General features: G+C 37.8%; 23 protein-coding genes and 1 tRNA gene. 16 read left to right on the top strand and 8 right to left on the bottom strand.

Annotated elements, in window-relative coordinates; translation table 11 throughout:
• Positions 1 to 7: 7 nt before the first annotated feature.
• The 5 genes from spoVAE to AC0ONG_RS24425 all read right to left on the bottom strand — a co-directional run bounded on the left by spoVAE (position 8) and on the right by AC0ONG_RS24425 (position 2,663).
• Positions 8 to 358, bottom strand: coding sequence for a stage V sporulation protein AE (gene spoVAE, locus AC0ONG_RS24445; RefSeq protein WP_000575919.1), 351 nt, complete (start codon positions 356 to 358; stop codon positions 8 to 10).
• Positions 355 to 1,371 (bottom strand): stage V sporulation protein AD, encoded by a 1,017-nt coding sequence (gene spoVAD / locus AC0ONG_RS24440; protein ID WP_000938972.1) that lies wholly within the window; start codon positions 1,369 to 1,371, stop codon positions 355 to 357. Before spoVAD ends, spoVAE begins: the two co-directional genes overlap by 4 nt.
• Positions 1,372 to 1,848, bottom strand: coding sequence for a stage V sporulation protein AC (gene spoVAC, locus AC0ONG_RS24435; protein WP_000095399.1), 477 nt, complete (start codon positions 1,846 to 1,848; stop codon positions 1,372 to 1,374).
• 29 nt (positions 1,849 to 1,877) lie between these two features.
• Positions 1,878 to 2,363, bottom strand: a complete 486-nt coding sequence (locus AC0ONG_RS24430) for a YhcN/YlaJ family sporulation lipoprotein (protein WP_001228545.1) — start codon at positions 2,361 to 2,363, stop codon at positions 1,878 to 1,880.
• A 93-nt stretch (positions 2,364 to 2,456) separates the two neighbouring features.
• The gene (locus AC0ONG_RS24425; protein ID WP_000216166.1) at positions 2,457 to 2,663 is read right to left on the bottom strand and encodes a DUF1657 domain-containing protein; all 207 of its coding nucleotides are present in this window, start codon (positions 2,661 to 2,663) and stop codon (positions 2,457 to 2,459) included.
• A gap of 236 nt (positions 2,664 to 2,899) precedes the next feature.
• Here AC0ONG_RS24425 and AC0ONG_RS24420 point away from each other — a divergent pair, with 236 nt between their 5' ends.
• The gene (locus AC0ONG_RS24420) at positions 2,900 to 3,775 is read left to right on the top strand and encodes a hypothetical protein (RefSeq protein WP_001093924.1); all 876 of its coding nucleotides are present in this window, start codon (positions 2,900 to 2,902) and stop codon (positions 3,773 to 3,775) included.
• Between the two features lie 121 nt (positions 3,776 to 3,896).
• A tRNA-Arg gene (locus AC0ONG_RS24415) sits at positions 3,897 to 3,972 on the top strand.
• A 93-nt stretch (positions 3,973 to 4,065) separates the two neighbouring features.
• On the opposite strand, the gene AC0ONG_RS24410 is transcribed toward AC0ONG_RS24415, so the two are convergent.
• Together AC0ONG_RS24410 and AC0ONG_RS24405 are read right to left on the bottom strand one after the other, a co-directional pair.
• On the bottom strand, positions 4,066 to 4,707 hold the full coding sequence (locus AC0ONG_RS24410; protein ID WP_127726032.1) for a response regulator: 642 nt from the start codon (positions 4,705 to 4,707) through the stop codon (positions 4,066 to 4,068).
• Between the two features lie 3 nt (positions 4,708 to 4,710).
• Positions 4,711 to 7,062: a sensor histidine kinase gene (locus AC0ONG_RS24405; protein ID WP_003280732.1), complete on the bottom strand. Its 2,352-nt coding sequence runs from the start codon at positions 7,060 to 7,062 to the stop codon at positions 4,711 to 4,713.
• 282 nt (positions 7,063 to 7,344) lie between these two features.
• Between AC0ONG_RS24405 and AC0ONG_RS24400 the strand changes: the two genes are divergently transcribed.
• The 11 genes from AC0ONG_RS24400 to eno all read left to right on the top strand — a co-directional run bounded on the left by AC0ONG_RS24400 (position 7,345) and on the right by eno (position 18,695).
• A complete protein-coding gene (locus tag AC0ONG_RS24400) occupies positions 7,345 to 8,229 on the top strand; it encodes an ABC transporter ATP-binding protein (RefSeq protein ID WP_000863493.1) in 885 nt (294 codons plus the stop codon).
• A gap of 3 nt (positions 8,230 to 8,232) precedes the next feature.
• Positions 8,233 to 9,453 carry an ABC transporter permease gene (locus AC0ONG_RS24395; RefSeq protein WP_136997763.1) on the top strand — a complete coding sequence of 407 codons (1,221 nt, stop codon included), beginning with the start codon at positions 8,233 to 8,235 and terminating at the stop codon, positions 9,451 to 9,453.
• Between the two features lie 19 nt (positions 9,454 to 9,472).
• Positions 9,473 to 9,670: a hypothetical protein gene (locus AC0ONG_RS24390; RefSeq protein WP_000505575.1), complete on the top strand. Its 198-nt coding sequence runs from the start codon at positions 9,473 to 9,475 to the stop codon at positions 9,668 to 9,670.
• 302 nt (positions 9,671 to 9,972) lie between these two features.
• The gene (gene rpoN, locus AC0ONG_RS24385) at positions 9,973 to 11,280 is read left to right on the top strand and encodes an RNA polymerase factor sigma-54 (RefSeq protein WP_000647951.1); all 1,308 of its coding nucleotides are present in this window, start codon (positions 9,973 to 9,975) and stop codon (positions 11,278 to 11,280) included.
• A gap of 9 nt (positions 11,281 to 11,289) precedes the next feature.
• A complete protein-coding gene (locus tag AC0ONG_RS24380; protein ID WP_000869737.1) occupies positions 11,290 to 11,535 on the top strand; it encodes a glutaredoxin family protein in 246 nt (81 codons plus the stop codon).
• Positions 11,536 to 11,671: 136 nt separating this feature from the next.
• Complete coding sequence (gene cggR / locus AC0ONG_RS24375; RefSeq protein WP_001258185.1) at positions 11,672 to 12,700, top strand: gapA transcriptional regulator CggR; 1,029 nt, start codon at positions 11,672 to 11,674, stop codon at positions 12,698 to 12,700.
• A gap of 26 nt (positions 12,701 to 12,726) precedes the next feature.
• Positions 12,727 to 13,731 carry a type I glyceraldehyde-3-phosphate dehydrogenase gene (gene gap, locus AC0ONG_RS24370; protein ID WP_000161234.1) on the top strand — a complete coding sequence of 335 codons (1,005 nt, stop codon included), beginning with the start codon at positions 12,727 to 12,729 and terminating at the stop codon, positions 13,729 to 13,731.
• A gap of 139 nt (positions 13,732 to 13,870) precedes the next feature.
• Complete coding sequence (locus tag AC0ONG_RS24365; RefSeq protein ID WP_001036332.1) at positions 13,871 to 15,055, top strand: phosphoglycerate kinase; 1,185 nt, start codon at positions 13,871 to 13,873, stop codon at positions 15,053 to 15,055.
• A 32-nt stretch (positions 15,056 to 15,087) separates the two neighbouring features.
• Positions 15,088 to 15,843, top strand: coding sequence for a triose-phosphate isomerase (tpiA, locus tag AC0ONG_RS24360; protein WP_001231042.1), 756 nt, complete (start codon positions 15,088 to 15,090; stop codon positions 15,841 to 15,843).
• Entirely contained in the window at positions 15,840 to 17,369 is a 1,530-nt protein-coding gene (gene gpmI / locus AC0ONG_RS24355) for a 2,3-bisphosphoglycerate-independent phosphoglycerate mutase (protein WP_001231141.1), read from the top strand. Before tpiA ends, gpmI begins: the two co-directional genes overlap by 4 nt.
• Positions 17,370 to 17,399: 30 nt before the next feature.
• Entirely contained in the window at positions 17,400 to 18,695 is a 1,296-nt protein-coding gene (gene eno, locus AC0ONG_RS24350; RefSeq protein WP_000103951.1) for a phosphopyruvate hydratase, read from the top strand.
• A gap of 49 nt (positions 18,696 to 18,744) precedes the next feature.
• Here the strand turns inward: eno and AC0ONG_RS24345 are convergent, their stop codons facing one another.
• On the bottom strand, positions 18,745 to 19,695 hold the full coding sequence (locus tag AC0ONG_RS24345) for a nucleoside hydrolase (RefSeq protein WP_136997761.1): 951 nt from the start codon (positions 19,693 to 19,695) through the stop codon (positions 18,745 to 18,747).
• A 352-nt stretch (positions 19,696 to 20,047) separates the two neighbouring features.
• Between AC0ONG_RS24345 and AC0ONG_RS24340 the strand changes: the two genes are divergently transcribed.
• The 3 genes from AC0ONG_RS24340 to secG all read left to right on the top strand — a co-directional run bounded on the left by AC0ONG_RS24340 (position 20,048) and on the right by secG (position 21,433).
• Positions 20,048 to 20,416, top strand: coding sequence for a CidA/LrgA family holin-like protein (locus AC0ONG_RS24340; protein ID WP_000673217.1), 369 nt, complete (start codon positions 20,048 to 20,050; stop codon positions 20,414 to 20,416).
• The gene (locus AC0ONG_RS24335) at positions 20,413 to 21,105 is read left to right on the top strand and encodes an LrgB family protein (RefSeq protein WP_000078304.1); all 693 of its coding nucleotides are present in this window, start codon (positions 20,413 to 20,415) and stop codon (positions 21,103 to 21,105) included. Before AC0ONG_RS24340 ends, AC0ONG_RS24335 begins: the two co-directional genes overlap by 4 nt.
• A gap of 94 nt (positions 21,106 to 21,199) precedes the next feature.
• Positions 21,200 to 21,433 carry a preprotein translocase subunit SecG gene (gene secG / locus AC0ONG_RS24330; protein WP_000557266.1) on the top strand — a complete coding sequence of 78 codons (234 nt, stop codon included), beginning with the start codon at positions 21,200 to 21,202 and terminating at the stop codon, positions 21,431 to 21,433.
• The last annotated feature ends 88 nt before the right edge of the window (positions 21,434 to 21,521 follow it).

Raw genomic sequence — 21,521 nt, 5'->3', positions numbered from 1 at the left:
ACACCTCTTATCCTTTCGGTTTAAATAACAATGCTCCAATGAAGCCGAAAATAATAGCTGCTGATACACCAGCGCTCGTTACTTTAAACATGCCGGTAATAACGCCAACGATGCCATGTTTTGCAGCTTCTTCCATTGCGCCATGAACGAGGGCATTACCAAAGCTTGTAATAGGTACAGTTGCCCCGGCTCCAGCGAAATCAATTAATGGCTCATACAAATTAAATCCATCTAATATAGCTCCAGCAACAACGAGTGTTGCCATTGTATGAGCGGGTGTTAGTTTGCCGACATCAAACATAAGTTGGCCGATTACACATATGAGTCCGCCAATGACGAAAGCCCAGAAAAAAATCATTGCGTTGCACCTCCAAATTCAATCGAAACGGCATGAGCGATACACGGAATCGTTTCTTCTTGTTGGAATGTAAGTGGAGATAGTAAAGCGCCTGTCGCAACGACAAGTATTTTTTTGAACTCTCCTCTTTTCATTCGGTTTAATAAATGACCGTACACGACTGTTGCGGAACATCCAGGCCCGCTAGCACCAGCTATGACAGGTTGTCCTTCTCTATAAATGATAATTCCGCAATCTTGAAATTGTTCGCTCGTTACTTTCGTTCCGTGTTTATGTAGTAAGTCATAAGCAATTTCGCGTCCTACATGTCCGAGATCGCCTGTTACGATTAAATCGTAGTAAGAGGCATCAATTTGGCGTTCACGTAAATGGGCTTCAATTGTATCAACTGCAGCTGGAGCCATTGCGCCTCCCATATTAAACGGATCCGTTAATCCCATATCAACCACTCGTCCGATTGTTGCAGAGGTTACCCTTGGACCGTGTCCAGTATCGCTTAAAATAGCGGCTCCTGCTCCGGTTACTGTCCACTGTGCAGTAGGCGGCTTTTGTCCACCGTATTCGGTAGGGTAGCGGAATTGTTTTTCTACAGCAGTATTATGGCTTGAAGCTCCAGTTAATAAATATTTTGCACCTTTTGCATTTACGATACTTGCCCCAAGTGCTAAACCTTCCATAGAAGTAGAACAAGCTCCGAATAATCCGAGATAAGGAGTGCCCAATGTGCGGCAAGCAAAGCTTGTAGGGGTAATTTGATTAATTAAATCTCCTGCGAGTACAAATTGAATATCATCTTTACGAAGTTCTGCTTTTTCAGTAGCGCGACTACAAGCTTCTTCGAATAAAATTTTATGTGCTTTTTCATAGGAATCTTGCCCAAGCCATAAATCTTCATGAAGGATATCGAAGTCTTCTGGGATGTTTCCCTTTGCTTCAAATGGTCCACCGACAACCCCTGTTGAGATAATGACTGGTTTGTTTTCAAATACCCACGTTCGGTGTCCTTGTAACATTTATAGCCCTCCCCATTGAACGAGAATCGTTTTAATAAGTGCGATGACAAAAGCCGAAAATACACCAAATAAAATAACAGAACCCGCTAGTTTAAACATATTGCCGCCAACGCCAAGGACAAATCCTTCCGTTCGATGCTCAATACATGCGGCAATAACAGAGTTACCAAATCCAGTAACAGGTACAGCTGTACCAGCACCAGCAAACTGTCCAAAACGATCGTATATACCAAATCCAGTTAGTAACATAGAAATGAAAATAAGAGTTGCGACTGTCGGATTTCCTGCTGAGCGTTCAGTGAAATCAAAATATGTGATATAAAAAGTAGAAATGAGTTGACCGATGAAGCAAATAAAACCACCGACGAAAAAGGCTTTTATACAATTTTTTAAGACAGGTCGTTTCGGTTCGCGTTCTTGTTCGAATTTTTTATACTCCTGTTGTACAGGGGTTAAGTTTTTATCTTTACTAGACATTGCAATCCTTCCTTTTCTTTTAAAAAGCGTTAAGTGTTAGACTCCATTTTTTTACCAATGAATTTTAATTGTTTATTAATTTCATCTTTAGATACTTCTTTTTCCTTAATTTTTCTTTCGAGTTTTTCGAGTAACATAAAGATTTTTTTATCTGTACTGACACGAACATCGAAAGTAGGATGCTCATCACTTAGCTGCTTTTGAAGCTTTTTACGAAGAGGTTTTAATCCAAACCTTTCGTGATGCTCAGGTGTAACTGCTATGTAGAGATCTAAATTTGAATTCACTGCTGTGCTTTTTATAATTTCATCCATAGCGAGAGCTCTTTTCTTCGCTCCTTGTGATATAGATTGATTAAAGGATTCCGTACTCGTCTTTGTTAACTTTGGACCTTTTTCTTTCTCCGTTCGTTTTGCTTCTTCTTTCACTTTTTTATCTAAAGGACTATTATCACATCCAGTAAAAGAGCTAAATAGAAGTGCAAATAATGCGGTTATGAGACCGAGTTTTCGCATAATTATCATTCCATTTCTATTGCAATATGTAATGTGATAGAAAAAGGATGACTGCATATCATCCTTTTTCTATTTCACAGCAAGACGGATTCGTTATTGCTGTGAGTATTGTGGTTCTTCTTGTTGGACTTCTTCAACGCGTGGGTTTAAAGAATCGATAATCGTTTGTGTTTGCTGCGCAGCTGTTTGAAAAAGTTGCTTAGCTTGTTGGTTATCCGTATCAAGAGCGAATCCCTCTAAGCTAGCTTGTGCACTTTTTAATCCAGAAACAGTTTGCTTTAGTTTCGTAATTACAGTCATTGAATGAAGCCCCCTTTGGAATATCAATTCATAGGTTATAATTTGTGAGTTGGGGAGAATTTATGATTGGAAAATTTAGGGGGCGCTTTTGGGAAAGGGAAAGAGTGTATAGAATGAAGGTGATTTCATAGGAAGGATAGAAGATAAGGAATTTAATACCAATATAAATTTCTTTATTTAGCATGGTATATCCGTTTATAATGGGCACTTATGTAATTTTAATACGGAGGTTGTACATGAATACTTTATTTTTATTAATGGCGATAGTAGGATTTGTTACTTTTCCAATCCTGTCTATTGTTTTTATTTTTTCTTTTTTTATGAAACGACTAAAACCATATAAGAAAAAAATATTAGGTGCTATGGTAATAGGCTTTCTTCTGTTGATTGTAGGAGCTGTTACTCATGAGCCTAGTCCGGGAGCAAAGGCTCAAGCGGCGAAACAAGCTGAGGAAGCAAAGAAAGAGAAGGAAGCAAAAGCGAGAGAACAAGCTGAAAAAGAAGAGAAGAAAAAGGCTGAGCAACAAGCTGAAAAAGAAAAGAAAGCAGAAGAAAAAGCGCAGAAAGAAGCGGAAGAAGAGAAAAAGAAGAAAGATAAAGAAGAGGCGGAGCGCTTAAAAGCACAAGAAGCTGAGAAGAAAAAAGTAGAAGAAGAACAGCGTAAAGCACAAGAGGCTGAGAAGAAAAAAGCAGAAGAAGAGCAGCGTAAAGCGCAAGAGGATGAAAAGAAAAAAGCAGAAGCGGAATTAACGAACTTGCCTTTCGAGGGATTTTTAAATAAATATTATGCGTTAAGCGCAGATGAAAATAGTAAGTTTTATGATGAAAATATTCATAAAAAAGTGTTTACATGGAGCGGTTATGTTGCGGATATGATTGGCTCTAAAGTTGTAGTGAATACGAAGCAAATTACTAAACCTTGGAGTGAGTTTACTGGCGAGGAACGTGCGCATACGTTTATTGTAAGATTTGATAATAAGAAAGAGATAGTGAATGTTAAACAAGGAGATAAGATCACGGTGTCGGGCTCTGTGGAAAGTAGAGGGGCATACATGCCAGAGAAAGAATTGTATTCTTATTGGAAAATGTATAACGGAAAGCTAATTAAATAGTTATAAGAGGAGCGAATTCGCTCCTTTTTTAATGGTTGAATTGATTGAAATTAGGTATTATTTCCTATATAATTAACAAAGCAGAATTGTTCGAGTAATTTATACTTAACAATTGGATCATGCGCCCATAGCTCAGTCGGATAGAGCGGTGGTTTCCGGTACCACGTCTGCCGGGGGTTCGAATCCCTCTGGGCGCGTCAAAAAGTCCTAACTTACGTTTTGTAGGTTAGGACTTTTTATGTATTCCATTATTTGAGGGTTAAACAAAACAAACTGATGGAAGTTTCATTTTATATGTGTACTTTCAAAATGCCGTGTCTCATTGCTTCTGTTAAAGCTTCGGAGCGTGATCCTACTTTTAATTTTTTGAAGATTTTTGTTAGGTTGTATTCTACAGCTCTTGAACTCATGTACAGCTCATCAGCAATTTGTTTATTGCTACTTCCTTTAGAGACGGATTCTAAGATTTCTAATTCTTTTTGTGTAAGAAGAGCGGTTTTATTTTCAAGTTGTTGAGTTGTTATATCGTCTGTACGTAGTTGACGTAATAACGAAATAGGAAGTAAAGTATATCCGTTTACAGCTGCACGAATTGCCATTAATAGCTCTTGCTGAGAAGCTGATTTACTAATAATTCCGCTGATACCAGAGTTTATTAATAAATTAAATTGGGATACGTATTCAAAACCTGTATATAAAATGATTTTGGCATCTGTTTGAATATGTAATATTTTCTGGGCGAGTTCAATACCACTACAATTGGGCATATTCATATCCAAGAGGTAAACGTCAAAAGGTGTAGCTTCACTTTTTATAAGTGCTTCCTGTTCATTTAAAATATATTCTGCTTGCATATCTTCTTCTAATTCAATCATGCTCTTTGTTCCTTCGCCTACAATTTGATGATCATCTACGATTAATACTCGAATCATTATTTACCACCTCGGAACTGTAATGTTTATTTGAAGTCCTTTTTTAGCTTCGGATACTATATGTATTTCTCCACCAATTGATTGAAGCCTTCCTTTTATACCGGAAAGCCCCATATGCTGCTTAGGAGAGTAGGGAGTGTCTATATTAAAACCTTTGCCGTTGTCTCGGTAGTCTAGGAAAATACAGTTATTCTCTTCCCATAAAAAAATCGATACGATGGTTGCCTCGGAATGTTTATCTGCGTTTGTTAGTAGTTCTTGAATGATACGATATAAAGATAAAATTTTGTCAAAATCGTAATGATGTTCTTGAATTGATTCATGATCAAATTGAATTTGAAACTGCACACGTAATTGTGTTTGGGCTAGCAATTCTCTTAATGCACCAATTAAACCAGCATCTGATAAAAGTGATGGACGCAATTCATTACATGTGTCGCGAATTTGTTGTATTACATCGTGCATACCGAAGTGGATTTTTTTTAGTTCATTTTTTAATTCTAGTGGAACGGATTTGTTTTTTAGTAAAGAGTCTAGTTTGCGGTACCATACGATTTGATCTTGTAATGCAGAGTCGTGTAAATCTGAAGCGAGTCGGCGCCTTTCTTGTTCAGAAATTTGAAAGAGGAGGCGCGATAAGCTTGCAGAATTTGTTTTGGATTCTAAACTCTCCTGCTCTAGAGAATGAATAATTTCATTAATGGTATACAAGTTTTCGTAAATAAGACGGACGTATGTCGTGACAGTGATGAACCATGATTTTTCATGCGTATTATATTTAATATTATTCACTTTTGTTCCAATCCAGATGTAGTGTTTTATATGTTTAGTAGAGTATAAGTAAGTGCCGATGCATCCATCATCCTCTAATAAATCATTAATTAGTAATGCTGCCATACTCCATTTTTTCTTTTTAGAAAGTGTGAAATCTTTCGTTTGTCCATATCCGTTGCATTGTGTATATGTGTTGTCTTTCATATCATATTGAACAAATTGAATGAAAGAAGATTTCAACATCGAAACGATTTCATTAGTAAATTTTTTCTCTAACTCTTCTGTTTTCATAATAGATGATAGCTGTGCGGTAAACTGTTCAATGTTTACGTATAAGTTTGTTTTAGTCCGAAAGAGGTGATTACGGAATGTAAAATCTAATCTTTCTTTTAATATGAGAAATAGAATGTTTAACGGAAAAATAATAATAAAACTTTGCAGCAGTCGAGAGAGAAAATTGCCTTTGTAATAAATGCTCCAGCTCGTAATGATTGCAATTAATAGAGTTGGGATTAATGACAGAAATGCGTAATATCGTAAACGATCAAATACAAAATCTATATCAAAAATCTGCTTCGTCGCTACTAAATAAAAATAACCGATTGGAAGAGCGATTAGGAACATAGCTCCAATATCTGCTGAGAGAATCGGTGTACTGAATATTGCATCTGGAAGGGCATAGAGTGTAACGAACGGAAAGAAGGCAATGGAATGAATCGTGAGCATTAATTTTAAAAATGGTTTATGTACTGTATTGTGATATTTGATATAGGCACTGATTAAAAAGTATATGCAAAAGATAATATTTATTGAAAGGTAAATTAGTTCTAATCCATCGGTATTAACTACGGGAAATGGAATGAACATCATTAAAATAGAGAGTGATAATAAAATAATGCCAATTGCAATGTCGATTTTTAGAAATCTCATAGAAATGACGTATAGTTGCTTTTTCTTGAATAATTCATTCAACAATAAAATGAGAGACATAGGTGTACCTTGAAATACAATACTTAAAATAATGAGGGCGATAAAATCACCTTTACCAGATTCAACTGCAATTAGAAGACTTGAGGAAGTCATGAATAGAAACGTGATCAAAAAGAATGTTTCCCGGTTCAAAGGCTTCTTTGTATAAAGAAAAATAGATAACCCTAAACAAATAAAAGCGAGTAGGAAGGGGAAGTATACAGAAATGATTTTGTCACGATAATCAATGAAATGTTGTGTTCCTTTATAAGTTTGGGTGATATCGTCTTTTTTAACTTGTATTTCTGATGCATTTAGTGATTGGTTTTGATATCCAGGAAGTATTCCTAAATGAGGCTCTTCTTTATTGATCGAATAGATTATATCTCCTTCTTTTAAGTCCGTATGAAAAGCCCAACCGGAGGATTTAATTTTTGCTATTGTGTATGTAGCTGAGTCTGTTTTAGAAATAAGAACTCCACTATATGGTTGGTTTATTTTATATAAGATATAGCCTTGTAAACAAAAATACAGGATAGTTACACATGAAATGAAAACGAAGTTACGTTGTATCTGCAACGGTTTGGACACCTCTCTTTGTAGGTACATCATTTAATTTCTGAATATTTTTATAATAACATTTAAGAAGTTTTCATACAATCAACTTCATCTGTTGAAATTGCGGTGAACCACATAAGAGTGGTTCGCTTTTTTACGGTAAATACAGTACGGATTGCGGACAATAGCATCAGAAAGAAGTCTATGATAAAGATACGACTTAACAAGTAAATGAAAGGGGAAATAGTTATGAAAAAGTTTTTGTTGATGGTAGGCGGGATTGTATTAGGAATGGCGGTTATTTATTTCGTAAAAAGCTAAAAGGAGCTGTTATGGATGGCATTTGAAATTCAAGGATTAAATAAAACATTTGGTGAATATAAAGCCGTTAATGATTTAAATATACGTGTAGAAGAAGGTGGAATTTTAGGGATGCTGGGCCGAAATGGTGCTGGTAAGACGACAACGATTCGTATGATCTTAGATTTAATCAAACCGGATAGCGGCCAAATTCTATGGAATAATCGCCCTTTTTCAAAGAAAGACCTATCTATTGGCTATTTACCAGAAGAGCGTGGATTATACCCGAAAATGAATGTAGTGGAGCAATTGGTGTATTTCGGCAAGTTAGAAGGAATGCCAGCTAATCTTGCAAAAAGGCATGCGTTACAATGGCTAGAAAAATTAGAAATGACACCACATTTAAAGAAGAAAACAGAGGAATTGTCAAAGGGAAATCAACAAAAGATCCAATTGATTTCAGCGATATTGCATAATCCGGAATTCATCATACTAGATGAGCCATTTAGTGGATTGGATCCTGTAAATGCAGAGATGTTAAAAAATGTTGTGCTCGAGTTAATTGCGCAAAGAAAAACGATTATCTTTTGTAGTCATCAAATGGACAGTGTAGAAACGTTCTGTGAGGAAATTTGTATTATGAAAAATGGTCAACTTGTATTATCGGGTGCTTTGTCAGATATTAAGAAAAGTTATCAATACAAATATATGACGTTGCAAACGGAAGGGGATATTGAACCTATTCTTAAGAAGAAAAATTTCAATTTTGAAAAAGTTAATCGTACGTTCATGATTAAAGTTAATGATGGAGAGGATGCATTTTCGCTGCTTGAAGATATTAAAACTAAACAATATATCCGAGATGTTTCTATTAAAGAGCCTTCTTTACATCAAATCTTTGTTGAAAAGGCGGGTGCATAAGTAATGAGGAATTTCTGGATTGTTTTAGGGCAAACGTACTGGGACCGTGTGAGGACGAAAATATTTATTGGGATGACATTATTATTAATAGGAGGAGGGATATTCTTATTCTCCTTTCCAACTTTAGTACAAAAGTTTTCTGGAGAGAAAGAAAAAGCAAAGGTTGTATTTATTTCTGAAGCACCTAATGTTACGGTGGATCAATCTAATCTTAGTAAAGCTCTTCCAGAATGGGATTGGTCTTTAGGAGATAAAACAAAATTAAATCAATATAAGCAAGAATTGTTAGATAAGAAAGTCGAAGCGCTCTTTATATTAAAAGAGGGTGCGGGTGCTGAACCAGTATTAGATTACTTTATGAAGCTGGATAATCCTAAGTTGATTCAAAGTGCGCAGGTATTTGTACAAAATCAGTATTTTCAAAGTGCGGTAGTTAAACAACAGTTATCAGAAGAGGCTGTGAAATCACTGACGATGAACGTGCAAGCGAAAAAGCAAAACTTAAATAACGAAGAAACAAGCTCATTCTTACTGGTGTATTTATTAGTAGCGATTATGTACTTAGCAATTACTTCGTATGGAAATGCGATTGCTACAGCGGTAGCGTCAGAGAAGGCGTCGCGTGTTATGGAAGTGATGGTAACGAAGGTGTCGCCTGTTCACATGGTCTTTGGGAAGATATTAGGAGTCGGTCTTGCTAGTTTGACACAGTTATTTATTTTCTTCCTTAGTATGGCGCTATATATTAAATCTGGAATTTTTAAGGTATCGGATTCGTTTTTTGGAGTGAATATTGATGTAAATATGATTACAGGTGAGCATGCTGCATATTTCTTGTTATATTTTGTTCTCGGTTACTTCGTTTATGCGGCACTTTTCGCAGTGTTTGGTTCTATGGTAAGCAGGCCAGAAGAATTATCCGGAACAACGATGCCGATTACTCTTATATTGATGGGAAGCTTAGTGGTGGAGTTATTAGTAGTACTTGATAACCCTGAAGGGCTAGTATCAAGGGTGACATCATATGTTCCGTTTACAGCTCCAATTAGTATGGTAGTTAGGATTATTAATGGATCCGTTGGGAGTTTAGAAATTATTACATCTATGGTTGTATTACTAGCTAGCATTAGCTTAATTGCTATGTTTGCAGCGAAGGTCTATCCGAAAGGTGTATTAAGAAGTGGTAAGAGCCTTAAATTCATTCAATTGTTAAAAAATAATTAATTGCAGGGGGGAATAAATTATGGGATTTTTTTCGAAAAGAAAACAAAAAATGATGGATAGTAATAACGAGAGAAGCGTGAAAAAAATAGTTGAGTTGTCTGTGGAAGAGATGAGAGGAATTCAAGGAGCGTCTAGTGAATCGAACGATTATCTCTATGATTCCTATGTAATTAGGAATCAAAGTTCCTTAGCTTTAAATAAGAGGTTTCTTTCTTAATTGAGAATCGTAAAAGAGTAGTTAGGCATAGTGAAGTGTCACTATACCTAAACTGCTCTTTTTATTTTGGAATTGAACAGAGATAAATTTAATGTTGTTATATATAAAATTAAGGGTTACTATTAGTATGTGGTAATAATTTTTGTCGCACTATTATTTTCTTTCAATATTATTCAAATTTCGGTTGTAAGTTGTAAATATCATTAATACATATAAATTAATAATATTTTGGAATGGGCGTCTGCGTGAGGATTCTCCTTTTACCAAACTTATTGTACAATAGAAACAAGGGGGAGATTAGTTTGAAGGCAAGTCTTTTACAAGAACAAAGCTTACGTTTGGCAATGACACAAGAGTTAAGGCAAGCGATTACAATGCTTCAGTATAATGTACAAGAATTATCGGAGTTTTTGTATGAGCAATCGTTAGAGAATCCCCTTATTGAGTTAGGTGGTTTTGAGAGGGAGAAGAAAAAGAGCTCTAACAACAGTAAAAGTACCAGCAAACAAGTCGAGAATCAGATGGAAATCTACAGTGTGGATTCTACAACGATTCAGCAACATTTATTAAATCAAATACAGTATTATAAAATAGATGAAGAAGAGCGGAAAGTGGCTTCTTTCATTATTATGAACATGGATGGAAACGGGTATTTACAAGAAACGAATGAAGAGTTAGCAGAGCTCCTTTCTGCGCATATTCATGTAGTTGACCGCTCTGTAGAGCTTGTCCAATCACTGGAGCCAGCAGGGGTAGGGGCGCGTAATATTCAGGAATGTTTAACCTTACAATTGAAGCGCTTACAAAGAAGGGATGGATTAGCGGAAGATATTGTAGAGGAGCACTTTGCTTATTTCGTGAAGAAGGATTGGCGAAAGCTCGTTCATGTGCTGAAGTGTAGTAATGAAGAATTACAATCGGCGGTGAACTGTATTACATCATTGCAGCCGAAACCGGGCCTTGCGTATTCTTCGGATAAACCACTGTATATTGTGCCTGACATGGCAGTGAAAAAAGAAGGCGATCGCCTCGTTTTACAGATGAATGAGAGAAATATGCCGAGAATTGAAATTCACTCTGAGTACAGTGCGCTTCTTAATAATAGTGAAAGTGAAGTAGCATCTTACGTTTCAGAAAAGTATCAGCATGTGCAATGGATTATGCGCAGTTTGAAACAGAGAAAACAAACACTTCTGCAAGTGATGACGATTATTATGGAAAAACAACGTGATTTCTTTTGGGAAGGTCCAGCGTATTTGAAGCCGCTCGCTTTAAAAGAGGTGGCGGAAGAGCTAAGTGTGCATGAGTCTACGATTAGTCGTGCAACAAGAAATAAGTATGTGCAAACGCCACACGGTTTATTTGAGATGAAATCGTTCTTTAGTAATGCAGTTTCGACGACAGAGGATGAGGCAGTTTCAACGAAGCGAGTGAAACAGTTTATTCAAACGCTTGTGGAAGCAGAGAATAAGAAAAAGCCACTCTCAGATCAAAAGATTTCAAAATTATTAGAAGAAGAGCATGAAATTGTTATTTCTCGAAGAACCGTGGCGAAGTATAGAGAACAAATGCATATCCCAGCTTCGTCATTGCGAAAAACAATCGGATAGGTGAAGAAGATGAAAGTTGTGCTGTATACAAAAAAGAATTGTGGTCTTTGCGTGCAGGCGAAACAAGTTTTGCAGGAAGTACAATGTGAATATTCTTTTCAAATCGAGGAAATAGATATATATGAAGATAATGACCTTTTAGAAAAATATCATTTAATGATTCCGGTTGTAGAAATAGACGGAAAACAAGTAGAATATGGTAACATTCACAAAGGTGTCATAATAAACTATATAAAGAATGCAGTTAAGAGTTGAATAAGTTTCTATCTCCTGTTACAATAATACACGTAGCAGGGATTATTTTTTTAACCTATGTGGGACACAAAATGTCACTACGGGACGTAAAGTGACCACCGAGGAAAAATGAACCAATGTAGTGAGGAGAAAAGATATGCGCTCATGGATTCAGAACACAAAAAAATTATTACCTGATCTGCTACCTGTTATGCAAACGAGAATGCAAATTCTTCAATACATTAGGCTCATGCAGCCGATTGGAAGAAGAAACTTATCAGCAAGCCTCGGTATGACAGAACGAGTATTGCGAAGTGAAGTTCAAGTTTTGAAAGAACAAAACTTAGTTCACGTCGCTTCTTCTGGAATGACTTTGACAGAAGAAGGAACAGCTTTAGTTCTTGCTTTGGAAGACTTTATGAAAGAAATTTCCGGGTTAAAGGTTTTAGAAAAGCAACTTAAGGAAACATTAGACTTGGATGAAGTTTTCGTTGTCCCTGGTGATAGTGATGAATCACCTTGGGTCAAACTGGAGATGGGCCGTGCTTGTGTGACTTGTATAAAAGACCGTCTGACAGCGAATAATATCGTTGCTGTGGCTGGAGGAACTACGCTAGCTGCTGCTGCGGACATGATGCAACTTGATTGTAAAGATTTACATATGCTATTTGTCCCAGCACGTGGTGGAATCGGAGAAGGTGTTGAATTAGAAGCCAATACCATTTGTGCCAAGATGGCGCAAAATACGATGAGTAATTATCGCTTATTGTATGTTCCAGACCATGTTAGTAGCGAAGCATATGCGTCTATTGTGACAGAGCCTTCCGTGAAAGAAGTTCTTGAGTTGATTCGATCTTCCAATATCGTCATTCATGGAATAGGTGATGCGTTAACAATGGCACGTCGCAGAAGTACTTCGGAAGCAGATTGGTTAAAGATTCAAGCAAGCGAAGCAGTTGGTGAAGCTTTCGGTTACTACTTTAATGAAGAAGGAAATGTTGTTCATAAAGTAAGAACAGTTGGTATGCAATTAGAGGATTTACAAAATGTATCTCACGTTGTTGCAGTCGCTGGAGGTTCTTCAAAGGCAAAAGCAATACAGGCTGTAATTAAACAAGGGCACACTTCAATTCTAATTACAGATGAAGGTGCAGCAAAACAGTTAACAAAGGGTTTTACCCTTTAATATAATCCCCCAAGGAGGAAATTCAAATGACTAAAATTGGTATTAATGGATTTGGACGTATCGGACGTAACGTATTCCGCGCAGCTCTTAACAACTCTGAGGTAGAAGTAGTAGCAATCAACGACTTAACAGATGCTAAAACATTAGCTCACCTTTTAAAATATGACACAGTTCACGGAACTTTAAATGCAGAAGTATCTGCTAACGAAAACAGCATCGTTGTTAACGGTAAAGAAATTAAAGTTATCGCTGAGCGTGACCCAGCTCAATTACCATGGAGCGACTACGGAGTAGAAGTAGTAGTAGAATCTACTGGCCGTTTCACTAAAAAATCAGACGCTGAAAAACACTTAGGTGGATCAGTTAAGAAAGTTATCATCTCAGCTCCAGCTTCTGACGAAGATATCACTGTAGTTATGGGTGTTAACCACGAACAATACGATGCAGCTAACCACAACGTAGTATCTAACGCTTCTTGTACTACAAACTGTCTAGCTCCATTCGCTAAAGTATTAAACGAAAAATTCGGCGTAAAACGCGGAATGATGACAACAATTCACTCTTACACTAACGACCAACAAATCTTAGACTTACCACACAAAGATTTACGTCGTGCTCGTGCAGCAGCTGAAAACATGATCCCAACATCTACTGGTGCAGCTAAAGCTGTAGCATTAGTATTACCAGAACTTAAAGGTAAATTAAACGGTGGCGCTGTACGTGTTCCAACTGCTAACGTTTCTCTTGTTGACTTAGTTGTTGAACTTGACAAAGAAGTAACAGTTGAAGATGTAAACGCAGCATTCAAAGCAGCAGCTGAAGGCGAATTAAAAGGTATCCTTGGATACAGCGAAGAGCCATTAGTATCTATCGACTATAACGGATGTACAGCTTCTTCTACAATCGATGCATTATCTACAATGGTAATGGAAGGTAACATGGTTAAAGTACTTTCTTGGTACGATAACGAAACTGGTTACTCTAACCGCGTAGTAGACTTAGCAGCTTACATGACTTCTAAAGGTCTTTAATTCTTAATTATATAAGCAATCAATGACAAAACGAGGGAGAGGGTTTGTTCCCTCTCTCTCTTCTTTCGTTTTAAAAGCAAATGTGTTAAGCTTTTGAATGGGTTTTGTCAATCCTAACTAGTAGTCGGAGGGAAATCCAATGAACAAAAAATCAATTCGTGACGTAGATTTAAAAGGTAAGCGTGTATTTTGCCGCGTTGATTTCAACGTACCTATGAAAGAAGGCAAAATTACAGATGAAACTCGTATCCGTGCAGCTCTTCCTACAATTCAATATTTAGTAGAGCAAGGTGCGAAAGTTATTTTAGCAAGCCACTTAGGCCGTCCAAAAGGTCAAGCGGTAGAAGAATTACGTCTTACTCCAGTAGCAGCACGTTTAGGCGAGCTTCTTGGTAAAGATGTTAAAAAAGCAGACGAAGCATTCGGACCAGTTGCACAAGAAATGGTTGCAGCAATGAACGAAGGCGACGTATTAGTTCTTGAAAACGTACGTTTCTATGCGGGCGAAGAAAAGAACGATGCAGAACTTGCGAAAGAATTTGCAGCACTTGCTGACATCTTCGTAAACGATGCATTCGGTGCAGCTCACCGTGCTCACGCTTCTACAGCAGGTATCGCAGACTACCTACCAGCAGTATCTGGTCTATTAATGGAAAAAGAGTTAGATGTATTAGGTAAAGCACTTTCTAACCCAGAACGTCCATTTACAGCTATTATTGGTGGTGCGAAAGTAAAAGATAAAATCGGTGTAATTCGTCATCTATTAGACAAAGTAGATAACTTAATCATCGGTGGCGGACTTGCTTACACGTTCGTTAAAGCTTTAGGTCATGAAATTGGTCTATCTCTATGTGAAGACGACAAGATTGAACTAGCTAAAGAATTTATGCAACTTGCAAAAGAAAAAGGCGTAAACTTCTACATGCCAGTTGATGTTGTAATCACTGAGGAATTCTCTGAAACTGCAACAACTCAAATCGTTGGTATCGACTCTATCCCTTCTAACTGGGAAGGCGTAGACATCGGTCCTAAAACACGTGAAATTTATGCAGATGTAATTAAAAACTCTAAGCTTGTTGTATGGAATGGACCAATGGGTGTATTCGAAATGACTCCATTCGCAGAAGGTACAAAAGCAGTAGGACAAGCATTAGCAGATGCAGAAGATACATACTCTGTTATCGGCGGTGGTGACTCTGCAGCAGCTGTTGAAAAATTCGGTATGGCTGATAAAATGAGCCACATTTCTACTGGCGGCGGTGCGTCATTAGAATTCATGGAAGGTAAAGAGCTTCCAGGTGTAGTTTGTCTTAACGACAAATAAGTAGCAGCCAAAGAAAAAGGACGGTGCAAAGCATGCGTAAACCAATTATCGCAGGTAACTGGAAAATGAATAAAACTCTATCTGAAGCAGTTAGCTTCGTAGAGGAAGTTAAAGGTCAAATCCCAGCAGCTTCAGCTGTTGATGCAGTAGTTTGCTCTCCAGCTCTATTCTTAGAGCGCCTTGTAGCAGCAACTGAAGGAACTGATTTACAAGTAGGTGCACAAAACATGCACTTCGAAAAAAATGGTGCATTCACTGGCGAAATTAGCCCAGTAGCACTTAGCGACTTAAAAGTAGGCTACGTAGTACTTGGCCACTCTGAGCGTCGTGAAATGTTTGCTGAAACAGACGAATCAGTAAACAAAAAGACTCTAGCAGCATTTGAACATGGTTTAACACCAATCGTATGTTGTGGTGAGACTTTAGAAGAGCGCGAAAGCGGAAAAACATTTGATCTAGTAGCAGGTCAAGTGACAAAAGCACTTGCAGGTTTAACAGAAGAGCAAGTTAAAGCAACTGTTATCGCTTATGAGCCTATCTGGGCTATCGGTACAGGTAAATCTTCTTCTTCTGCAGATGCAAATGAAGTATGTGCGCACATCCGTAAAGTTGTTGCAGAAGCTGTTTCTCCAGAAGCTGCAGAAGCTGTTCGTATTCAATACGGCGGTAGCGTAAAACCAGAAAACATTAAAGAGTATATGGCACAATCTGACATCGACGGCGCTTTAGTTGGCGGTGCTAGCTTAGAGCCTGCTTCGTTCTTAGGTCTTCTGGGGGCGGTAAAATGAGAAAGCCAACAGCTTTAATCATCCTTGACGGTTTCGGACTTCGTGAAGAAACTCACGGGAATGCTGTAGCACAAGCTAAGAAACCTAATTTTGATGGTTACTGGAACAAATTCCCTCATACAACGCTTACAGCTTGTGGTGAGGAAGTAGGTCTTCCAGAAGGTCAAATGGGTAACTCTGAGGTTGGTCACTTAAATATTGGTGCTGGCCGCATAGTATATCAAAGCTTAACACGCGTAAACGTTGCAATTCGTGAAGGTGAGTTCGATCAGAACGAAACATTCCAAAATGCAATTAAAAGCGTAAAAGAAAAAGGTACTGCTCTTCATTTATTCGGTTTACTTTCTGATGGTGGTGTGCACAGTCACATGAACCATATGTTTGCTCTTCTTCGCTTAGCAGCAAAAGAAGGTGTGGAGAAAGTTTACATCCATGCGTTCTTAGACGGCCGCGATGTTGGACCACAAACAGCAAAAGGTTATATCGATGCAGCAAATGAAGTAATTAAAGAAACAGGAGTAGGACAATTCGCGACTATCTCTGGTCGTTATTACTCCATGGACCGTGACAAGCGTTGGGATCGCGTAGAAAAATGTTACAGTGCTATGGTGAATGGTGAAGGCCCTACTTATAAATCAGCAGAAGAGTGTGTAGAAGACTCTTATGCGAACGGTATCTATGATGAATTCGTATTGCCGTCTGTAATTGTTAACGAAGATAACACGCCAGTTGCAACAATCAATGATGATGATGCAGTTATCTTCTATAACTTCCGTCCAGACCGTGCAATTCAAATTGCTCGTGTATTTACAAACGAAGACTTCCGTGAGTTCGATCGTGGTGAAAAAGTACCTCACATTCCAGAATTCGTATGTATGACACACTTCAGTGAAACTGTGAATGGTTACGTGGCATTCAAGCCAATGAACCTTGATAACACTTTAGGTGAAGTTGTTGCGCAAGCGGGATTAAAGCAACTTCGCATCGCGGAAACCGAAAAGTATCCGCACGTTACATTCTTCTTTAGCGGTGGTCGTGAGGCTGAATTCCCAGGAGAAGAGCGTATCTTAATTAACTCACCGAAGGTTGCAACGTATGACTTGAAACCTGAAATGAGCATTTACGAAGTAACGGACGCTTTAGTAAATGAAATCGAAAATGATAAACATGATGTTATCATTCTTAACTTTGCAAACTGTGATATGGTTGGCCATTCTGGGATGATGGAACCAACAATTAAAGCAGTAGAAGCAACTGACGAATGTTTAGGAAAAGTTGTAGAAGCGATTCTTGCAAAAGATGGTGTAGCACTTATTACTGCTGACCATGGTAATGCCGATCAGGAGTTAACTGCTGATGGCGAGCCGATGACAGCTCATACAACTAACCCGGTTCCTTTCATCGTTACAAAAAATGATGTAGAGCTTCGTGAAGGTGGTATTTTAGGAGATATCGCTCCAACAATGCTTACACTTTTAAATGTGGAACAACCGAAAGAAATGACAGGTAAAACAATTATTAAATAATTTGCTTATATAAAAAGGAGAGAATTTATTATGTCAACAATTATTGATGTTTATGCTCGCGAAGTCCTTGACTCTCGTGGTAACCCAACTGTAGAAGTAGAAGTTTACACAGAAAGCGGTGCTTTCGGACGCGCTATCGTACCAAGTGGTGCATCTACTGGTGAGCACGAAGCAGTAGAATTACGTGACGGTGACAAATCTCGTTACCTTGGTAAAGGTGTTGTTAACGCAGTAAACAACGTTAACGAAATTATCGCTCCAGAAATCGCTGGTTTCGATGTAACTGACCAAGCTGGTATCGACCGTGCTATGATCGAATTAGACGGCACTCCAAACAAAGGTAAACTAGGCGCTAACGCTATCCTTGGTGTATCTATGGCAGTAGCTCACGCAGCAGCTGACTTCGTAGGTCTTCCATTATACCGTTACCTTGGTGGATTCAATGCAAAACAATTACCAACTCCAATGATGAACATCATCAACGGTGGTTCTCACGCTGATAACAACGTTGACTTCCAAGAGTTCATGATCTTACCAGTTGGTGCTCCAACATTCAAAGAATCAATCCGTATGGGTGCTGAAGTATTCCATGCACTTAAAGCTGTATTACATGACAAAGGTCTTAACACTGCAGTAGGTGACGAAGGTGGATTCGCTCCAAACCTTGGTTCTAACCGTGAAGCTTTAGAAGTAATCATCGAAGCTATCGAAAAAGCTGGTTACAAAGCTGGCGAGAACGTATTCTTAGGAATGGACGTTGCTTCTTCTGAGTTCTACAACAAAGAAACTGGTAAATATGACCTTGCAGGCGAAGGCCGTACTGGCTTAACTTCTGCAGAAATGGTTGATTTCTACGAAGAGCTTTGCAAAGACTTCCCAATCATCTCTATCGAAGATGGTTTAGACGAAAACGACTGGGATGGTCACAAATTATTAACTGAGCGTATCGGTGATAAAGTACAATTAGTTGGTGACGATTTATTCGTAACTAACACTCAAAAACTTGCTGAAGGTATCGAAAAAGGTATCTCTAACTCAATCTTAATTAAAGTTAACCAAATCGGTACTTTAACTGAGACTTTCGAAGCTATCGAAATGGCTAAACGTGCTGGTTACACAGCAGTTGTATCTCACCGTTCTGGTGAAACTGAAGATGCTACAATTGCTGACATCGCAGTTGCAACTAACGCTGGCCAAATCAAAACTGGTTCTATGAGCCGTACTGACCGTATTGCTAAGTACAACCAATTATTACGCATCGAAGACGAACTAGGCGAAATCGCTGTTTACGATGGTATCAAATCTTTCTATAACATCAAACGATAATTGTAGAAAATAACGACAGACCGTGAGAAATCACGGTCTGTTTTTTATGCTAAAATTGTTCGCCCGTCATAAGTGACATGAAATGTTTGAAGAAGCGGTTATAATCAAAATCAATTGCGATTTGATGACTCGGCCAATCAATAAATGGCTTAGATTCTCCTAAAGAGCGAAATTCTCCAATGCTTGCCCCCTGCGCATAAGATTCTGTCATGACAACGATAGGTGATTTGTGATAGGTAAACATAGAGTTATCAAGTAAAGCGAGTATTGGCATTGTGTCATGGAAGGGGCTACCCTTTAAATGTGGTAGGGCGTCTTTATAATATCCGTAGTAATAATGATCGAATAAAGGTTTGACAAGTGGGGCTTTTCCTTTTGTTTCAATATACTCCGCCATCTCGGGTGTAATGACGGAATATTGGGTGACGTTTAATGGGTATATGTGCATGTTAGCTGTAGATTGGAGGACTATATTAGCGGCAGTAGGATCGCCATAAAAGTTTGCTTCGGAAATAGGGGTAACATTACCAGGATGTAAAAAGGCACCGCCCATTACGTAGTAAGATTTAACTTGCTTCATTAACTGTTTACATACGATGAATAAAATTGCTAGGGAGGTAAGTCTTCCTAAACTTACAATGATTAATTCATCTTTATACTGTTCAATAAGAGGAATGACTTCAAAAAAATTCTCCATTTCTCCGTTAGTCACATTCACCTTTGGAATAATTGGACCAAGCCCCTGTTTCCCATGTACATCCGTAAAAAACGCAGGTGGGGCACCAGTAAGGGGACGTTCTGAACCACCGAATATCTTGATATTTCTATTCTTTGTTTCGTTATTAAAAAAATGAGCATTTTCTACGGCCATTTTTTTTGGAACATTGCCGTAATCAGCAACGATACCGACGATTTCTATTTCATCGATAAAGAATGCTAAGAGGAGAGCCATCGTATCATCAATCCCAGGATCACAAAAAATGAGAACTTTTTTGGGCATATGTTCACCACCTATCTTGTTTATCCAGTACAAATCCGCTTGGTGAGGGCTAATAATTAATGGGGATGAGGAAAACCTCAATGATTAAAGTTTCACTTTATATATATGTAAGTTTAAGGATAAAAAGATTATTTTATTGAAATAATAGTCTTTTAAATTCAGAAAATAAAAACTTTTTATATTAGGTCAAGGTTTTTGACATAATTTTCGTTTGAAAATGCAGTCATATCAAGGTTGTAAGCGTGTAACATAGGCTGTTTTTGCTGTCAAGTTGATAAATTGCAGCTTTTTACAATTTATACTATGATAAAGATATTAACAGAAGATCGTATAAACATGAGGGATGATGAACATGAAATTTACAAAGATTCTTGTCCAAATTGCTGCTCTTTACGTGTTTTATATGGTTGGAACTTGGGTGCAAGAAATATTAAATATTCCGATTCCAGGAAGTTTGATTGGAATGTTCCTCTTACTTGTTTTACTTAGCCTAAAAGTTCTTCCAGTGAAATGGTTCGATTTAGGAGCAGAAACACTCGTTGCTATTATGCCGTTTTTATTAATTCCGCCAACGCTTGGCCTAATGAATTACGGTGCTTTTTTTATGAGTAAAGGAATTTCTCTTTTCATTACAGTTGTAGCGAGTACATTTTTAATTATTATTGTCGCAGGACATACAGGACAATATCTTGCGAATAGGAAGGAAAGAGAGTCGCGATGAGCCAAATATTAATCGGAATCGGTTGGGTTCTTTTTACGGTGCTATTATATCAATTATCTAAAAAAATCTATAAATTATTTCCAACACCATTCACCATTCCAATGCTTGTAGCAACAGGATTAATGGCTTTCCTATTTATCGTGCTTGATATACCATATCAACATTATATGGAAAGTGGTGGTGGCTGGATTGCAAAGCTACTTGGACCTGGTGTTGTAGCATTTGCAATTCCTCTTTATAAACAACGTCATGTTCTGCAAAAGTATGTTGTACCGATTGCCGGCGGGGTATTAGTAGGTACAACAGTTGCAATCGCTAGTGATTTTGCCATTGCTTCACTTATGGGAACAGATAAAAGCTTAATCTTATCGTCTTTACCAAAATCGGTGACAATGCCAGTTGCGATGAGCGTTTCTGAACAAGTTGGTGGTGTACCTTCCTTAACAGCAGCTTTCGTTGTTATCGCAGGTATTACTGGAACGATTACAGGACCTCTCTTATTAAAATGGAGCCGTGTTACAAACTCAGTTGGTAAAGGTATCGGATTTGGATGTGCTTCTCATATTATGGGCGTTATGAGAGCGATGAAAAATAACGAACATGAAGGTGTTATTGGATCGGTAACAATGACATTAACAGCAATTTTGACATGTTTACTTGGACCGTTATTTGCAATGATGTTTATGTAATGGAAGAAAAGCGGGAGCGACTCTATAGCTCTCGCTTTTCTATAGGATTTATGCTACAGTTACAATAACTGAATCTTTGTAGGAGGTACGCCAAGTGCATACGTTATTATCCGTTTTACTTATTACTGTATCGATTTTAATGATTGTTATGGTACTTATGCAGTCTAGTAATAGCTCAGGCCTTTCAGGTGCAATTTCAGGCGGTGCAGAGCAATTATTTGGTAAGCAAAAAGCACGTGGAATTGAAGCAGTATTAAACCGTATCACAATTGTTTTAGCTGTATTGTTCTTTGTATTAACAATTGCTGTTACGTACTTAAACTTATAGAATTGAAAGAAGAAGCGTTAGTAAGATGTACTAATGGTTCTTCTTTTTTGTTTTGCCATTTGAAAGATGTTTCTAATTAGATTATAGA

This window comes from Bacillus sp. TCT6 (assembly GCF_056033845.1).
Note: the sequence above shows the minus strand (reverse complement) of the source record. Positions and strands in the feature narration are given on the sequence as shown.

Bases quoted from the DNA above. Each gene is read 5' to 3' on its own strand.
- AC0ONG_RS24380 (WP_000869737.1), top strand. From the start codon at position 11,290: ATGAAAGTTGTGCTGTATACAAAAAAGAATTGTGGTCTTTGCGTGCAG.
- spoVAE (WP_000575919.1), bottom strand. From the start codon at position 358: ATGATTTTTTTCTGGGCTTTCGTCATTGGCGGACTCATATGTGTAATC.
- AC0ONG_RS24425 (WP_000216166.1), bottom strand. From the start codon at position 2,663: ATGACTGTAATTACGAAACTAAAGCAAACTGTTTCTGGATTAAAAAGT.
- AC0ONG_RS24345 (WP_136997761.1), bottom strand. From the start codon at position 19,695: ATGCCCAAAAAAGTTCTCATTTTTTGTGATCCTGGGATTGATGATACG.
- tpiA (WP_001231042.1), top strand. From the start codon at position 15,088: ATGCGTAAACCAATTATCGCAGGTAACTGGAAAATGAATAAAACTCTA.
- AC0ONG_RS24390 (WP_000505575.1), top strand. From the start codon at position 9,473: ATGGGATTTTTTTCGAAAAGAAAACAAAAAATGATGGATAGTAATAAC.
- AC0ONG_RS24335 (WP_000078304.1), top strand. From the start codon at position 20,413: ATGAGCCAAATATTAATCGGAATCGGTTGGGTTCTTTTTACGGTGCTA.
- AC0ONG_RS24400 (WP_000863493.1), top strand. From the start codon at position 7,345: ATGGCATTTGAAATTCAAGGATTAAATAAAACATTTGGTGAATATAAA.
- AC0ONG_RS24395 (WP_136997763.1), top strand. From the start codon at position 8,233: ATGAGGAATTTCTGGATTGTTTTAGGGCAAACGTACTGGGACCGTGTG.
- spoVAC (WP_000095399.1), bottom strand. From the start codon at position 1,848: ATGTCTAGTAAAGATAAAAACTTAACCCCTGTACAACAGGAGTATAAA.
- spoVAD (WP_000938972.1), bottom strand. From the start codon at position 1,371: ATGTTACAAGGACACCGAACGTGGGTATTTGAAAACAAACCAGTCATT.
- cggR (WP_001258185.1), top strand. From the start codon at position 11,672: ATGCGCTCATGGATTCAGAACACAAAAAAATTATTACCTGATCTGCTA.
- AC0ONG_RS24340 (WP_000673217.1), top strand. From the start codon at position 20,048: ATGAAATTTACAAAGATTCTTGTCCAAATTGCTGCTCTTTACGTGTTT.
- AC0ONG_RS24410 (WP_127726032.1), bottom strand. From the start codon at position 4,707: ATGATTCGAGTATTAATCGTAGATGATCATCAAATTGTAGGCGAAGGA.
- AC0ONG_RS24430 (WP_001228545.1), bottom strand. From the start codon at position 2,363: ATGCGAAAACTCGGTCTCATAACCGCATTATTTGCACTTCTATTTAGC.
- AC0ONG_RS24365 (WP_001036332.1), top strand. From the start codon at position 13,871: ATGAACAAAAAATCAATTCGTGACGTAGATTTAAAAGGTAAGCGTGTA.
- AC0ONG_RS24405 (WP_003280732.1), bottom strand. From the start codon at position 7,062: ATGATGTACCTACAAAGAGAGGTGTCCAAACCGTTGCAGATACAACGT.
- AC0ONG_RS24420 (WP_001093924.1), top strand. From the start codon at position 2,900: ATGAATACTTTATTTTTATTAATGGCGATAGTAGGATTTGTTACTTTT.
- gap (WP_000161234.1), top strand. From the start codon at position 12,727: ATGACTAAAATTGGTATTAATGGATTTGGACGTATCGGACGTAACGTA.
- gpmI (WP_001231141.1), top strand. From the start codon at position 15,840: ATGAGAAAGCCAACAGCTTTAATCATCCTTGACGGTTTCGGACTTCGT.
- eno (WP_000103951.1), top strand. From the start codon at position 17,400: ATGTCAACAATTATTGATGTTTATGCTCGCGAAGTCCTTGACTCTCGT.